Genomic DNA, 14,821 nt, shown 5'->3' on the forward strand with positions numbered 1-14,821 from the left:
GGCCGGGGTACGGCTACAGCCCGCCGGCCACGCGGAGCACCGCGCCCGTGGTGTACGACGCCTCCGGCGACAGCAGCCACGCCACCGCCCCGGAGACCTCCTCGGGCTCGCCGGGGCGGCCCATCGGTATGCCGCCGGCCTTGCGCCAGGGTCGCTCGGGGTCGCCCATCGCGGCGTGGATGTCCGTGACGATCATGCCGGGCTGGACGGAGTTGACCCGGATGCCCTCGGCGGCCAGCTCCTTGGACAGGCCCATCGTCATGGCGTCCACGGCGGCCTTGCTCGCCGCGTAGTGCACGTACTCGCCCGGGCTGCCCAGGGTGGAGGCGGCCGAGGAGATGTTGACTATCGCGCCACCCTGCCCGCCGTGGCTCGTCGACATCTCCAGCGCCGCCCGCCGGGCGCAGATCAGCGCGCCGGTGACATTGACGTCGACCACGCGGCGCATCTGCTCCACGGGGGTCTCCGTGAAACGGCCCAACAGCCCGGTGATCCCGGCGTTGTTGACGAGGCCGGTGACCGCGCCCAGCCGCTCCTTCACCGCCTCGAAGAAGGCGTCGACCTCGCTCTCGACGCTGGTGTCGACCTGGAGGGCGACCGCCGCCACGCCCTCCGCGCGCACCGCCTCGGCCGTCTTCTCCGCGGCGTCCGCCGAGCGCTCGTAGCCGATGGCCACCGCGTGACCCGCGCGCGCCAGCCGCAGCGCGACCGCGGCGCCGATGCCCCTGCTCGCTCCGGTGACCACCGTGACCTGGTCCGGGACCTGTCGCATCGTGCGCCCCCTTGACGTTCCGTCGATTCCCCACCGACTCGTACTGGTGATCAATAACCGTATCCGACGGTATCGGAGGGCACTGACAGTGTCCGGTTCGCGACGCCATTGGTCTTGACCAAGTAAGCGCACCGCCCTATGGTCGCAGGCATACTGCAACAACCTTTAATAAATAAGCGCGCGAAAAGCCTTTGCGGAGGGTCAGGGTGGGGAGCACGCAGCTGGAATCGGTGCCGGAGCCCAAGTACTGGCACCTGAAGACCGTCCTCAGTGACGCACTCGACTCCGAGTTCGGGGTGGGTGAGATCCTGCCCAACGAGCGTGAGCTCGCGGCCCGTTTCGGCGTCGCCCGGGCCACGCTCCGTCAGGCGCTGGAGCAACTGGAGCTCGAGGGCCGGTTGCAGCGCCGGCGCGGCGTCGGCACCACCGTCGCCCCGCCCCGGATGGGGGTCGCGGTCACCGACCCCGAGCACTCCTGGCCCGGCGCGCCCGGCGATGCCTGGCAGCCCGTCGACGGTGCCGAGCAGGTTCCGCCGGCCGCTGTGGCCCGGCTCCTCGACATGGATCCGGCCACATCGCTGCACACCGTCCGTCGCACCCGCAAGACGCGCGGCCAGCCGGTCGCCACCGAGGTGCTGTACGTGCCCGCCGCCAGCGTGCCCGGCCTCGCCGCCGACGAGCCGCCCACCGGGCCGGCCCGCGCCCACGCCGTGCTGCGCGAGCTCCAGCGGCTGCGGATGGAGGGGCAGGACCAGGCCGTGGAGCTCGGCTCGGCCCGCGCCGACGACGCCAAGCAGCTCGACAGGCTGCCCGGTTCACCCGTCCTCGTCGTCACCACGCGCTACTTCTCGGGCGGGCGCACCGCCGCCGTCGCCGTGGCCACGTACCGCGCCGACACCTGCCGGCTGACCTTCGGGGACGCCACGGCCCCCGCCGTACAGCTCCTGGCGGGCTGACGCGCCGGCCGCCGCCGGTCACCGCCGGGCGGTGACCGTGCTCTCGACCGCGAAGAGCTGCTTCTCGACGTGGTCGAGGGCCAGGCGCAGCGCCCCCGTGGCCACCGCCGCCTCGCCCAGCAGCGACTGGGCCACCAGCGGCGGCCGCAGACAGTAGCGGGCCAGCTGGGTGCGCAGCGGCTCCAGGACCCCGTCCAGGCCGGCGGCCCAGCCGCCGACCACGACCAGTTCCGGGTCCAGCGCCAGCACCAGCGCCGCCACGTCGTGCACGAGCCTGCGCAGATACCGCTCCACGGCGGCCCGGGCGCGTTCGTCCCCCCGCGCCGCGAGCGCGAACACCTCGGCCACCTGGGCCTCGTCCAGCGGATGCAGCGGTTCCCCGGTGGGGGAGAGGACCTCTTCGGGGGTGGCCTCGCGCCCCAGCAGATGCAGCGCGCCGATCTCCCCGGCCGCGCCCCCGAAACCCCGGTGGAGCCGCCCGCCGATCAGCGCGCCGGCGCCCGGGCTCAGCCCGGCCAGCACGAACACGACGTCGTCGGACTGCCGGGCCGCGCCCTTCCAGTGCTCGGCCACGGCGGCCGCGTTGGCGTCGTTCTCCACCAGCACCGGGCAGCGGAACGAGCGGCGCAGCCGCTCTCCGAGCGGCAGCCCCGTCCAGCCCGGCAGCGCCGTGCTCAGCCGTACGGTGCCGTCCGCCTCCACGATGCCGGGGGTGGCCACGCCCACGGCCCGCAGCGAACTACGGGCCACACCCGAGCGCTTGAGCAGGTCGGCGACGGCCACCCGCACCTGTTCCAGGCGCTCGTCGGCCGACGCGGTCGCGGAGACCTCCACCTGCGCGGAGCCCATGACCCGTCCGCCCAGGTCCGCCATCAGCGCGGCGACGCGGTGCGGGCCGATCTCGACGCCCAGCAGATGCCCGGCCTCCACCCGGAAGCGGAACCGCCGGGCGGGGCGGCCCTGACGGCGCGTCGCGCTCTCGTCGACGGCCGCCTCCACCACCAGACCGGTGTCGATCAGCCCCTCGACCACGCCTTCGACGGTCGGCCGGGACAGGCCCGTCACCGTGACCAGGTCCGTGAGCGTGGGGGCCTCGGCGGCGCGCAGCGCGTGCAGGACCACGGCCGAATTGATCCGCCGCAGCAGCGACGGATCCCCGCCGGTGAGCCGCCCCACGTTGCCCGCCTCCTCGCTTTGCGCTCCTTTTGCCGACGGATCGTAGCCGGTGGGAGTCGAGGGGGCGAGCGCCAGGGCCTACCCGTCGCTCACGGCGGCGCGCAGCCGCCCGTACTCCTCGGCCATCCTGGGCAGCGCCCAGATCCGCGTCTCCCCGATCGTCCGCTCCTGCGGCCCGATCTTCGCCTTCTTGTCGCCGAAGGCGACGCGATAGGCGGTCACACCGGCTATCGCCAGCCACTTCGGCCGCAGCAGGAGGACCTTCTCCACGAGAACGCGCCCGCCCTCCCGGTACTCCTCGTCCGTCAGCTCGTCGGCCCGCGCGGAGGCCCGGGCCACCACATTGGTGATCCCGAGTCCGTACGCGAGCAGCTCGCCCTGCTCCGCCGGGGCCAGCCGGCGGGGCGTGAAGCCGGAGGCGTGGAGGACGGGCCAGAAGCGATTGCCGGGGCGGGCGAAGTGATGGCCCGTGGCGGCGGTCAGCAGCCCGGGGTTGATGCCGCAGAACAGGACGTCGAGGCCGTCCGCGACCACGTCGGGGACGAGACGGTCGCGGGCGGCCTCAAGGTCTTCAGGAGTCATGCCTAAAGGATGGACCCCGGCGCGTACGCGGCCGCCTCCGGGTACCGCTTGGCGATCTCCTCGATACGGGAGACCACCGTGGCGACCTGGTCGCCCGCGGCGCCCGTGAAGGACAGCTTGTCGGCCATCAGCGCGTCGAGCGCGGCGCGGTCCAGCGGGATGCGCTCGTCGGCGGCGAGCTTGTCCAGCAGCTCGTTGCGCTCGGCGCCCTGCTCGCGCATCGCCAGCGCGGAGGACACCGCGTGCTCCTTGATGACCTCGTGCGCGACCTCGCGGCCGACACCGGCCCGCACCGCGCCCATCAGCACCTTGGTGGTGGCGAGGAAGGGGAGGTAGCGGTCCAGCTCACGGGCGACGACGGCCGGGAAGGCGCCGAACTCGTCGAGGACGGTCAGGAAGGTCTCCAGCAGGCCGTCGAGCGCGAAGAACGCGTCCGGCAGCGCCACGCGGCGGACCACCGAGCAGGAGACGTCGCCCTCGTTCCACTGGTCGCCCGCCAGCTCGCCGGTCATCGAGGCGTAGCCGCGCAGGATCACCATCAGGCCGTTGACGCGCTCGCAGGAGCGGGTGTTCATCTTGTGCGGCATCGCGGACGAGCCGACCTGGCCGGGCTTGAAGCCCTCGGTGACCAGCTCGTGGCCGGCCATCAGCCGGATCGTCTTGGCGAGCGAGGACGGCGCGGCGGCCAGCTGGACCAGCGCGGTGACGACGTCGTAGTCGAGGGAGCGCGGGTAGACCTGGCCGACGGAGGTGAAGGCGTGCGCGAAGCCGAGGTGCTCGGCGGTCCGGCGCTCCAGCTCCGCGAGCTTCGTGGTGTCGCCGCCGAGCAGGTCGAGCATGTCCTGGGCGGTGCCGACCGGGCCCTTGACGCCGCGCAGCGGGTAGCGGGCGAGAAGCTCCTCGGTACGGGCGAAGGCCACCAGCAGCTCGTCGGCGGTGGTCGCGAAGCGCTTGCCCAGCGTGGTGGCCTGCGCGGCGACGTTGTGCGAGCGGCCCGCGACGACCAGCTCGGCGTGGTCGGCGGCGAGCTTGCCGATCCGGGTCAGGACGGCCACGACGCGGTCGCGGACCAGCTCCAGGGAGAGCCGGATCTGCAGCTGCTCGACGTTCTCCGTGAGGTCGCGGGAGGTCATGCCCTTGTGGACGTGCTCATGGCCGGCGAGGGCGTTGAACTCCTCGATGCGGGCCTTCACGTCGTGCCGCGTGACCTTCTCGCGCTCGGCGATCGAGACCAGGTCGACCTGGTCGAGGACGCGCTCGTAGTCGGCGAGGGCGGTGTCGGGCACCTCGATCCCCAGGTCCTTCTGCGCGCGGAGCACGGCCAGCCACAGCCGGCGCTCCAGCTTCACCTTGTGTTCGGGGGACCACAGCACGGCCAGCTCGGGGGAGGCGTAGCGGCCGGCGAGGACGTTGGGGATGCGGGGCTTTGCAGTCACGTGACCGAAGTCTACTGGCGGTTCGCGCAGACGGATGCCCCGCCCCGGTTTGTCGCTTGCTACAAGAGGGGCGTGGCTTGCTACGAGAGCGCCGCTAGGGCAGCGGCTCGTACGGCAGCAGCTCGGCGCGCTTGGGCGGCCGGCCGTCGCCCGAGGAGCGGCCGGTCAGCCGGCGGCCGATCCACGGGGCCAGGTGCTCCCGGGCGAAGCGCGCGTCGGCCGTGCGGCGGGCGGCCCAGCCGGGGCGCACGGCCGGGGGCAGGGGCGCCCGCCAGTCGAACTCCGCCGGGTGGCCCAGCGCCTGCCAGACCGCCTCGGCCACCCGCCGGTGCCCCTCGCCGTCGAGGTGCAGCCGGTCCTCGGCCCACAGCCGGGAATCGCCCAGGACATCGGCGCCGAAAAGGTCCACGACCACCGCGCCGTGCCGCTCGGCCAGCTCGTCGACGAAGCCGAAGAGGTGCTCCATCCGCGGCCGGAACCGTTCCGCCACCGGGCCCCGGCGCCCCGGGCTGCGCATCAGCACCAGCTGCCGGCAGCTCGGGGCCAGCCTGTCCGCCGCCTCGGCGAGACGGGCGCAGACGAGGTCCACGTCGCACTTGGGGCGCAGGACGTCGTTGAGCCCGCCCACCAGCGTCACCAGATCCGCGCCCATGGCGGCGGCCGGGCCCGCCTGCTCGTCGGCGATCTGGGCGATCAGCTTGCCGCGCACCGCCAGATTGGCGTAGCGGAAGCCGGTGGTCCGGGCCGCGAGCCGGGCGGCGAGAAGATCCGCCCAGCCGCGGTAGGAACCGTCCGGCAGGCCGTCGGACATGCCTTCGGTGAAGGAGTCGCCGACAGCGACGAAGCTGGTGTACGGCTCGGGGTGCGTGTACGCGGCATTCATCGGCATGGCGGGGGCGATCCTATCGCCCCCGCCGCCGGGGAGCCGCCGGTCGGGGGCGGTGTCAGGGCCGGGAGCCGACCAGCTCGCGCAGCACGTCCTCCAGGGTGACCAGCCCGGCCAGCCGGTTGTCCTCGCCGATGACCGCGGCGAGGTGGGCGCCGGTGCCGCTCATGGCCGTGATCACGTCGTCCAGCGGGGTGTCCGCCCGGACCCGGGCGATCGGGCGCATCCGCCGCAGCGGGAACGGCATGTCGCGCGGCTTGGCGTCCAGGGCGTCCTTGACGTGCAGATAGCCCAGGATGCGGCTCCCGTCGTCGACCACGGGGAAGCGCGAGTAGCCGGAGGAGGCGGAGAGCCGCTCCAGCTCCTCCGGGGTCACCCCGAAGTGGGCGCTGACCACGCGCTCCAGTGGCATCACCACGTCCTGGACCGGGCGCTTGCCCAGCTCCAGGGCGTTGCGCAGCCGCGCGGTGGCCCGCTGGTCCAGCAGCTCCGCCGCGCTGGAGTCGGCGACCATCCGGGCGAGCTGGTCGTCCGAGAAGACGGCCGTGACCTCGTCCTTCGGCTCGACGCGCAGCAGCTTCAGCACCCCGTTCGCCAGCCGGTTGATGGCGAAGACGAAGGGCCGCAGGGCCCGCGCCAGCGTCACCAGCGGCGGGCCGAGCAGCAGCGCGGTGCGCACCGGCTCGGCGAGCGCGATGTTCTTCGGCACCATCTCGCCGAAGAGCATGTGCAGATAGGTGGCCAGGGCGAGGGCGATCACGAAGGACAGCGGGTGGATCATCCCGTCCGGCAGCCCCACCGCCTCGAAGAGCGGCGTCGTCACATGCGCGATGGCGGGCTCGGCCACCACGCCGAGGACCAGCGTGCACAGCGTGATGCCGAGCTGGGCCGCGGCCATCAGCGCCGAGATGTGCTTCAGGCCCCACAGGACGCTACGGGCCCGGCGGTCGCCGGCGTCCGCGTAGGGCTCGATCTGGCCGCGGCGCACGGAGATCAGGGCGAACTCCGCGCCCACGAAGAAGGCGTTGACGACCAGCGTCGCCAGCCCGATCAGCAACTGGACCAGCGTCATCGGCCGGCACCCCCCTCGGCGGCCGCGCCGCCGTCCGCCTCCGGCAGGGGGGCGGTCAGCAGCACCCGGGCCGCGCGCCGCCCGGCGGCGTCGGTGACCCGGATCCGCCAGCCCGCGACCTCGATCGTGTCGCCCTCGTCCGGGATCCGGCCGAGCTCGGTGGCGATCAGCCCGGCCACGGTCTCGTACGGGCCCTCCGGCGCGCGCAGCCCGATGTGCTCCAGCTGGTCGGTGCGGGCCGCGCCGTCGGCGTCGTAGAGCTTGCGGCCGTCGGCGTCCCGGCCCGCGGGGGCCAGGTCGGGCAGCGCGTGCGGGTCGTGCTCGTCGCGCACCTCGCCGACGACCTCCTCGATGATGTCCTCCAGCGTGACGACGCCGGCCGTGCCGCCGTACTCGTCGATGACGACGGCCATGCTGCGCTTGCCGGCGAGCCGGTCCAGCAGCCGGTCCACGGTCAGTGACTCCGGGACGAGCAGGGGCTCGCGCAGGATCGCGGTGACGGGGCGGCGCGGGCGCTCGTCGGACGGTATGGCCAGGACGTCCTTGACGTGGGCTAGGCCGACGACGGTGTCGAGGCTGCCCTGGTAGACGGGGAAGCGGGACAGGCCGGTGGCGAGCGTCGCGTTGGCGACGTCCTCGACGGTGGCCCGGGCGTCGAGCGCGATGACCTGGACGCGCGGGGTCATCACGTTCTCCGTCGTCAGGTCCGCGAGGTTCAGGGTGCGGACGAACAGCTCGGCGGTGTCCGCCTCCAGCGCGCCCTCCTTGGCGGAGTGCCGGGCCAGCGCGATCAGCTCCTGCGGACCGCGCGCGGTGGCGAGCTCCTCGGCGGGCTCCAGGCCCATCCGGCGCACGACGTGGTTGGCGGTGTTGTTGAGGTGGCGGATCAGCGGGCGGAAGGCGGCGCTGAACGCGCGCTGCGGGCCCGCGACCCGCTTGGCCATCGGCAGCGGCCGGGAGATCGCCCAGTTCTTGGGCACCAGCTCGCCGACGACCATCAGCACGACGGTGGAGATCACCGTGCCCAGGATCAGGGCGATCTGGGACGCCACCGAGGCGGACAGGCCGAGCGCCTCCACCGGGCCGGTGAGCAGCGCGGCGATGGACGGCTTGGAGATCATGCCGATGATCAGGCCGGTGACGGTGATGCCCAGCTGCGCTCCGGACAGCTGGAAGGTGAGGCTCCGGACGGCCTTGAGGGCGCCCTCGGCGCCGCGCTCTCCGCTGTCGGCCGCCCGCTCCAGCTCGGCGCGCTCGACGGTGGTGAGGGAGAACTCCGCCGCGACGAAGACGGCGCAGGCGAGCGTCAGCAGCAGCGCCACCACCAGGAGGAGGACTTCGGTCATCGGTTCACCTCCGTCCCATGATCGGGCAGGGGAGGAAGGACCGCGCGATGTCGGCTCCGGGGACTACTGGGGGGCTCGCCCATGGGCGGACGCTCACACCTTTCACTCATGACAGGGTCGGATCCCTGGGAAACAGGATGGTCACCATCACTGACGATGATGACCATCAATAGTAAAGGACCAGCAAAGCGGTTGGCTGTGATCAGCCTCGCAGTTCCTCGATCACGGGGGCGAAGGCCTCCAGCGCGGGCTCCAGGACGGTGAAGTACGTGAACCCGTACCGCTCGCGGTGGCCCCGCAGCTGCTCGGCCATGTCCTTGACCGTGCCGGTCAGGGCGGTGGGGTGGGCCAGCAGGTCGTCCTCGGCGAGCCCGGGCGCCTGGTCGAGGAGCTCGCGGGCCTTGGCGCGCCGGTCGCCGCCGGCCGCCACGAAGCGCACCAGATAGTTGAGCTCGGCGGGCTCGGTCCGGCCGGCCGCGAAGCCCCGGTAGGCGGCGACGCGCTCCTGGAGCGCGTCGGGGGTGATCAGATGGAGGTTCCCGGCGGCGTCCTTGGTCGTGCCGGTGAAGCCCGCGATGTCCGCGTGCCGGGCGGTCAGCCGCAGGACGCGGTTCCCGTTGCCGCCCAGCAGCAGCGGCACCCGGGGCGACTGGGCGGCCGCCGGGCGGTGCTCCGGGTCGGCGAGCAGCCGGTCGAGCTCGACGATCGTGCGCTCCAGGTGGTCGACCCGCTCGCGCGGTGAGCCGAACGGCAGCCCGGCCCGCTCGTGCTCCTCACGCACATAGCCGGTGCCCAGCCCCAGCTCCAGACGGCCGCCCGTGAGCTGATCGGTGGAGGCCACCTCGCGGGCCAGCAGCGTGGGGTTCCAGAACCCCGCGTTGAGCACGAACGTGCCGACTCTCGGCCGCTCCGTGACCTCGGCCGCCGCCACCAGGGAGGGGAAGGGCGCGGGCATGCCGAGGTGGTCCGGCACGAGGATGACGTCATAGCCGAGCGCTTCCGCCCGGCGGCACTTCTCCCGCCACTCGGCGGACGTACCGGCATTCAGCATGTTGACGGCGAAGCGGAACGGACGTGACATGGAGCCCCCTCGGTTGTCGTGTACGGCCAACTTACCGGAGGGTGCCTCCGTTCAACTGTTCGCGGGTTCGGCGGGCCGGCGCGCCACCCCCAGCACACAGGTCGCGGAGGGCATCGGCACCCGGGTGCGGGGCATCAGCAGCCGCCGGTACGCGCCGAGCTCGAACCCCGCCCCGTCGAGGGCGGCGAGCGGGTCGCGGGCCGTGTGGCAGCCGCCGAAGAGCAACGGCCACACCGTCCGGTCCAGCCCCCGCTGGACATCCGCGAGCACCCGGCCCTGGGCGATGCCGTGCTCGAAGAACCGCAGCTCACCGCCCGGTCTCAGAACGCGCCGCAGCTCGCCCAGCGAGCGCCGCACATCCCGGACGGAACACAGCACGAGGGAGACCACGGCCGCGTCGAACGCCTCGCTCTTGACCGGCAGCGCCTCCGCGGCGCCCGGCACCACGTCCACGGGCACCCCGGCCCGTACGGCGGCGTCCACCGCCAGCCGGCGCAGCCCGCGCTCCGGCTCGATCGCCACGACCTCCGAGACGGTGCCGGGGTAGTGGGCGAAGTTCAGCCCGTTCCCGGCGCCGATCTCGATGACCCGGCCCGAGAGCCCGGCCAGCAGCTCCCGCCGGTACTCGGCCATCCCGGCGCGGTCGTCCAGCACGGGGCTCACCTTCGCCCACACCTGGGCGAAGACCGGATGGTGCACGGCGTCGTGCGGGGTTCTGGTACTACGGAGCTGCATGGCACACCCCTTCCCGGGGATACGGCGGCTACCGCGATTGTTCCCCGGGGCGGACCGAGTACTTCACAGCCCGTCCGGCGTTTGAGGACCGGGGTCCGGGGCAGAGCCCCGGGAAACGGTGAAAGGGCGGGACCGGGGCATCAACCCCCGTGTGCCGCCACGAAGCGCGCGGCATCCCAGCCGCCCGAAAGCTCCGGCGCCAGCCAGCCCCCCGCGGCCCGGCGGAAGTCGGCAGGCGCCAACCCGCCCGCCCCCTCCGGCAGAACGCCGAGCAGCGGCGCCCCCGCCGCATCCGGCAGATCCACAAGATTGCACCGCATCGCCAGATCAGGCCCGGCAGGCCAACTGCCGATGACCACACCCGCCTGCCGCAGCCCCCGCGCGGCCAGCGCCTCCGCCGTCAGCGACGTGACATTGAGCGTGCCGAGCCCCGCCTGGGCGACGACCAGGACGGGCGCGTCCAGCGGGCCCGCCACGTCCGCGAGCGTGGAGCCGTCCTCGTCCAGCCGGACCAGCAGCCCCCCCGCGCCCTCGACGAGCACCAGATCATGCGTGTGTTCCAGTTCCCGCACCGCCCGGACGGTCTCGGCGGGCCGCACGGGGTCCAGGCCCGCCCGGAGGGCAGCCGTCGCCGGGGCCAACGGCTCCGGGAAGCGGCCGAGTTCGACCCCGGTCACGGGCCCCGCGAGCCGCAGCACCTCCGCGACGTCGCCCGGCTCGTCCACCGCGACCCCGGTCTGCGCGGGCTTGAGGACGGCCACCGAGCGGCCGGCGGCCAGCGCCGCCGCCGCGATCGCGGCCGTCACCACGGTCTTGCCGACCTCCGTGCCCGTGCCCGTGACGACCAGTACCGACATGAATCTCTCCCTCTTCCCGTCACGCCACCCGCGCGGCGGCGGTCGCCGCGGCGCAGATCCTCGCCAGGTCCTCGTCGGCCGTGACGAACGGCGGCATGGTGTAGATCAGGTTCCGGAACGGCCGCAGCCAGACCCCGGAGCCGACCACCGCACGGGTGGCCGCCGCCATGTCCACCTCGTGGTCGAGCTCGACGACGCCGATGGCGCCGAGCACCCGTACGTCCCGTACGCCCGGCAGGTCCGCGGCGCCGGCCAGGCCGTCCCGCAGCCCCGCCTCGATCCGCTTGATCTCCGTCCGCCAGTCCCCGGAGAGCAGCAGCTCCAGCGAGGCGTTGGCGATCGCGCAGGCCAGCGGGTTGCCCATGAACGTCGGGCCGTGCGCGAGCACCGGGACCTCGCCGGAGCTGATGCCCCGCGCCACCCGGGAGGTGCACAGCGCCGCCGCGAGGGTCACATAGCCGCCGGTCAGCGCCTTGCCGACGCACATCGCGTCCGGGGTGACACCCGCGTGGTCCGCGGCGAAGAGCGCGCCCGTACGGCCGAGGCCCGTGGCGATCTCGTCGAACACCAGCAGCACGTCGTACTCGTCGCACAACTCCCGCAACACCCGCAGATACGCGGGGGAGTGGAAGCGCATGCCGCCCGCGCCCTGCACCACCGGCTCCACGATGACGGCGGCCAGCTCATGGGCGTGCCGCGCCAGCAGCTCGCGCAGGTGCGCGACGTAGGCGGGGTCGGCGTCGTCGGTGAAGCCGCCCGGCGGGGTGTCCGCGAAGACGTGCTTCGGCAGCGCCCCGGACCACAGCTCGTGCATGCCGCCGTCGGGATCGCAGACGGCCATCGGCTGCCAGGTGTCGCCGTGGTAGCCGCCGCGCCAGGTCATCAGGCGCCGCTTCTCCGGCCGTCCCAGCGAACGCCAGTACTGGAGGCACATCTTGATCGCGACCTCGACCGACACCGAGCCGGAGTCGGCGAGGAAGACGTGCTCCAGCCCCTCGGGCGTGATGTCCACGAGGGTGGTGGCCAGCCGGACGGCGGGCTCATGGGTGAGCCCGCCGAACATCACATGGCTCATCCGCCCCAACTGCGCCTGTGCGGCCGCGTTGAGGACGGGGTGGTTGTAGCCGTGGACGGCCGACCACCACGAGGACATCCCGTCGATCAACTCACGGGAACCATGGGCCGGTTCGGCCAGCCGCAGCCGCACCCCGGAGGCGGACTCGACGACCAGCGGCTCCTGGCGGCCCGGCATCGGGCCGTAGGGGTGCCAGACGTGCCGCCGGTCGAGGTCGAGCAGCCGGCCGGGGTCGAGCGGCTCAGGCATTGGGCGGCAGGTCCGTCCCCGCGCCCCGGCGGCGCACGGCCACCAGATCCGGGCGGACCTCGCCGGGCGCGGCCTGGCCCGCGGCGGAGGCGGTCTCCGCGACGGTGGCGGTCTCGGCCGGCACCTCGGCCACAGCCGTACCGCAGACACCCGCGGAACCACAGCCGCCCGAAGCCGAGGCCGCAGCCTCCGCGTCACCGTGACCGCCACCGTCGCCGCACGGCCCGCAGCCGCCGCCCGAGTGCCCGCCGCAACCACCGGCGGAGGCGGCGGAGGCGACGTCGGCCCGGTGCGTGGGCAGCGTCGTCGTGTCCGCGCCCTCCACCTCGAAGCCCGCGTCCGCGATCATCGCCAGGTCGGCCTTGCCCTCCTGGCCCTCACTGGTCAGGTAGTCGCCCAGGAAGATCGAGTTGGCGATCTCCAGCGCCAGCGGCTGCATCGTGCGCAGATGCACCTCGCGGCCGCCCGCCAGCCGGACCTCGACGTCCGGGCAGACGAACCGCGCCATCGCCAGGATCCGCAGGCAGCGCTGCGGGGTGAGGTGCCACTCCTTGGCCAGCGGCGTCCCCTCGAAGGGGATGAGGAAGTTGACCGGCACCGAGTCCGGGTCCAGCTCCCGCAGCGAGAAGACCACGTCCACCAGGTCGGCGTCGCTCTCGCCCATGCCCGCGATCAGGCCGGAGCAGGCGGACATGCCCGCCGCGTGGGCCTGCCGCACCGTCTCGACGCGGTCGGCGTAGGTGTGGGTGGTGGTGATGGCGCCGTAGGTGGCCTCGGAGGTGTTGAGGTTGTGGTTGTAGGCGTCGGCGCCCGCCGCGCGCAGCCGCTCGGCCTGGCCGTCGGAGAGCAGACCGAGGCAGGCGCACACCTCGACGCCCTCGTTCTGCTCCTTGATCGCCTCGATGGTCTTCGACACCCGGTCGACGTCCCGGTCCGTCGGACCGCGCCCGCTGGCCACCAGACAGACCCGCTTCGCGCCCCCGGCGACACCCGCGGCGGCGGCCTTCGAGGCCTCGTCCGGCTTCAGCCAGGTGTACTTGAGGATCTCGGCCTTGGAGCCGAGCCGCTGCGAGCAGTACGAGCAGTCCTCCGGGCAGAGGCCCGACTTGAGGTTGACGAGGTAGTTGAGCTTCACCCGCCGCCCGAACCACTTACGGCGTACCTTTCCGGCCGCCGCCACCACGTCGAGCAGTTCGTCGTCGGAGGTCGCCAGTACGGCGAGTGCCTCTTCGCGGGTCGGCAGCTCCCGCCGCAACCCCTTCTCCACCAGCGTGTTCAGCAGGTCCATGGCGCAGATCCTCGCGTACTCCACCGCCCCCGGCCAAGGAGAGATCGCACAACAGGCGGGGTTTGAGGTGTGTGTATCGCCACATCCTGCCCCGGCCCCGGGACGGCTAGGTTTTATGCAAACCCACCAAACGCGAGGGACGGCCATGCACCGCGACCCGTTCGACTGGATCGACGCGCGGCAGGCGCGGCTGCGCACCGCCGGCCTCGTCCGCACCCTGCGGCCCCGCGCGGCCGACAGCGATCTCGTCGACCTGGCCGGAAACGACTATCTGGGCCTGACCCGCCATCCCGAGGTCACCGAGGCCGCCGCGGCGGCGGCCCGGCACTGGGGCGCGGGCGCCACCGGCTCCCGGCTGGTCACCGGCACCACCGCGCTGCACACCCGGCTGGAGGAGGAACTGGCCGCGTTCTGCGGCTTCGAGGCCGCGCTCGTCTTCTCCTCCGGCTACACCGCGAACCTCGCCGCCGTCACTGCCCTCTCCGGCCCCGCCGGCAGCGGCACCCTCCTGGTCTGCGACGAGGGCAACCACGCCTCCCTCATCGACGGCTGCCGGCTCGCCCGCGCGGAGAAGGCCGTCGTCCCGCACGCCGAGCCGGAGGCCTTCGCCAAGGCCCTCGCCGCACACGACGGCCGGGCCATCGCCGTCACCGACTCCGTCTTCTCCGTCGACGGCGACGCCGCCCCGCTGGCCGCACTCGCCGGGGTCTGCCGGGAGAACGGCGCGGCGCTGCTCGTGGACGACGCCCACGGCCTCGGCGTCCTCGGCGACGGCGGCCGGGGCGCCCTCCACGCGGCCGGGCTCGCGGGCGACGCGGACGTCGTCGCCACCGTCACCCTCTCCAAGTCGCTGGGCGCCCAGGGCGGCGCGGTCCTCGGCCCGGCCCGGGTGATCGAGCACCTCGTCAGCACCGCCCGGACCTTCATCTTCGACACCGGCCTCGCCCCGGCGGCGGTCGGCGCCGCCCTGGCGAGCCTCGCGCTGCTGCGCCGGGAACCGGAGCGCGCCGGGCGGGTCCGGGCCGTGGCCGCCGAGCTCCACCGCAGGGTGACCGAGGCGGGGCTCGTGGCCGTGCGCCCCGACGCGGCGGTGGTCTCCGTACGGGCCCCCTCGCCCGAGGCCGCGGTGCGCTGGGCGGCGGACTGCCGGGAGGCCGGGCTCGCCGTCGGCTGCTTCCGGCCGCCGTCCGTACCCGACGGCGTCTCGCGACTGCGGCTGACCGCCCGGGCGGACCTGACGGACGGGGAGGTCGCGGCGGCGGCCGACACGATCGTACGGACCGCGCCGGCCGCCGCCTGACGGTTCCGGC

The 14,821-nt window shown here is 73.6% G+C and carries 14 protein-coding genes; 2 read left to right on the forward strand and 12 right to left on the reverse strand.

Going from position 1 to position 14,821, the window contains the following annotated elements:
• Positions 1–13 precede the first annotated feature (13 nt).
• Positions 14–772 (reverse strand): SDR family oxidoreductase, encoded by a 759-nt coding sequence (locus RM609_RS18730; RefSeq protein ID WP_311612321.1) that lies wholly within the window; start codon positions 770–772, stop codon positions 14–16.
• 206 nt (positions 773–978) lie between these two features.
• Here RM609_RS18730 and RM609_RS18735 point away from each other — a divergent pair, with 206 nt between their 5' ends.
• Positions 979–1,728 carry a GntR family transcriptional regulator gene (locus RM609_RS18735; RefSeq protein ID WP_311612323.1) on the forward strand — a complete coding sequence of 250 codons (750 nt, stop codon included), beginning with the start codon at positions 979–981 and terminating at the stop codon, positions 1,726–1,728.
• Positions 1,729–1,746: 18 nt separating this feature from the next.
• On the opposite strand, the gene RM609_RS18740 is transcribed toward RM609_RS18735, so the two are convergent.
• From RM609_RS18740 to bioB, 11 genes are all read right to left on the reverse strand, one after another.
• Complete coding sequence (locus RM609_RS18740) at positions 1,747–2,904, reverse strand: ROK family protein (protein WP_311612325.1); 1,158 nt, start codon at positions 2,902–2,904, stop codon at positions 1,747–1,749.
• 78 nt (positions 2,905–2,982) lie between these two features.
• Entirely contained in the window at positions 2,983–3,486 is a 504-nt protein-coding gene (mug, locus tag RM609_RS18745) for a G/U mismatch-specific DNA glycosylase (RefSeq protein ID WP_311612327.1), read from the reverse strand.
• A 2-nt stretch (positions 3,487–3,488) separates the two neighbouring features.
• Positions 3,489–4,922: an adenylosuccinate lyase gene (purB, locus tag RM609_RS18750; protein WP_311612329.1), complete on the reverse strand. Its 1,434-nt coding sequence runs from the start codon at positions 4,920–4,922 to the stop codon at positions 3,489–3,491.
• A 94-nt stretch (positions 4,923–5,016) separates the two neighbouring features.
• A complete protein-coding gene (locus RM609_RS18755; protein ID WP_311612330.1) occupies positions 5,017–5,811 on the reverse strand; it encodes an SGNH/GDSL hydrolase family protein in 795 nt (264 codons plus the stop codon).
• 55 nt (positions 5,812–5,866) lie between these two features.
• Positions 5,867–6,880: a hemolysin family protein gene (locus RM609_RS18760; protein ID WP_311612331.1), complete on the reverse strand. Its 1,014-nt coding sequence runs from the start codon at positions 6,878–6,880 to the stop codon at positions 5,867–5,869.
• Entirely contained in the window at positions 6,877–8,226 is a 1,350-nt protein-coding gene (locus RM609_RS18765) for a hemolysin family protein (protein WP_311612333.1), read from the reverse strand. Before RM609_RS18765 ends, RM609_RS18760 begins: the two co-directional genes overlap by 4 nt.
• 202 nt (positions 8,227–8,428) lie before the next feature.
• The gene (locus RM609_RS18770) at positions 8,429–9,307 is read right to left on the reverse strand and encodes an LLM class F420-dependent oxidoreductase (protein ID WP_311612334.1); all 879 of its coding nucleotides are present in this window, start codon (positions 9,305–9,307) and stop codon (positions 8,429–8,431) included.
• Between the two features lie 51 nt (positions 9,308–9,358).
• Positions 9,359–10,042 carry a class I SAM-dependent methyltransferase gene (locus tag RM609_RS18775; RefSeq protein ID WP_311612336.1) on the reverse strand — a complete coding sequence of 228 codons (684 nt, stop codon included), beginning with the start codon at positions 10,040–10,042 and terminating at the stop codon, positions 9,359–9,361.
• A gap of 140 nt (positions 10,043–10,182) precedes the next feature.
• Complete coding sequence (gene bioD, locus RM609_RS18780; RefSeq protein ID WP_311612337.1) at positions 10,183–10,899, reverse strand: dethiobiotin synthase; 717 nt, start codon at positions 10,897–10,899, stop codon at positions 10,183–10,185.
• 19 nt (positions 10,900–10,918) lie between these two features.
• Entirely contained in the window at positions 10,919–12,223 is a 1,305-nt protein-coding gene (locus tag RM609_RS18785; RefSeq protein WP_311612339.1) for an adenosylmethionine--8-amino-7-oxononanoate transaminase, read from the reverse strand.
• A complete protein-coding gene (gene bioB / locus RM609_RS18790; protein ID WP_311612340.1) occupies positions 12,216–13,511 on the reverse strand; it encodes a biotin synthase BioB in 1,296 nt (431 codons plus the stop codon). The genes RM609_RS18785 and bioB overlap by 8 nt, the downstream gene beginning before the upstream one ends.
• A gap of 145 nt (positions 13,512–13,656) precedes the next feature.
• Between bioB and RM609_RS18795 the strand changes: the two genes are divergently transcribed.
• The gene (locus RM609_RS18795; RefSeq protein ID WP_311612341.1) at positions 13,657–14,811 is read left to right on the forward strand and encodes an 8-amino-7-oxononanoate synthase; all 1,155 of its coding nucleotides are present in this window, start codon (positions 13,657–13,659) and stop codon (positions 14,809–14,811) included.
• Positions 14,812–14,821 lie beyond the last annotated feature (10 nt).

Origin of the sequence: Streptomyces hesseae, assembly GCF_031845785.1 — a bacterium.
Taxonomy (GTDB): Bacteria; Actinomycetota; Actinomycetes; order Streptomycetales; family Streptomycetaceae; genus Streptomyces; species Streptomyces hesseae.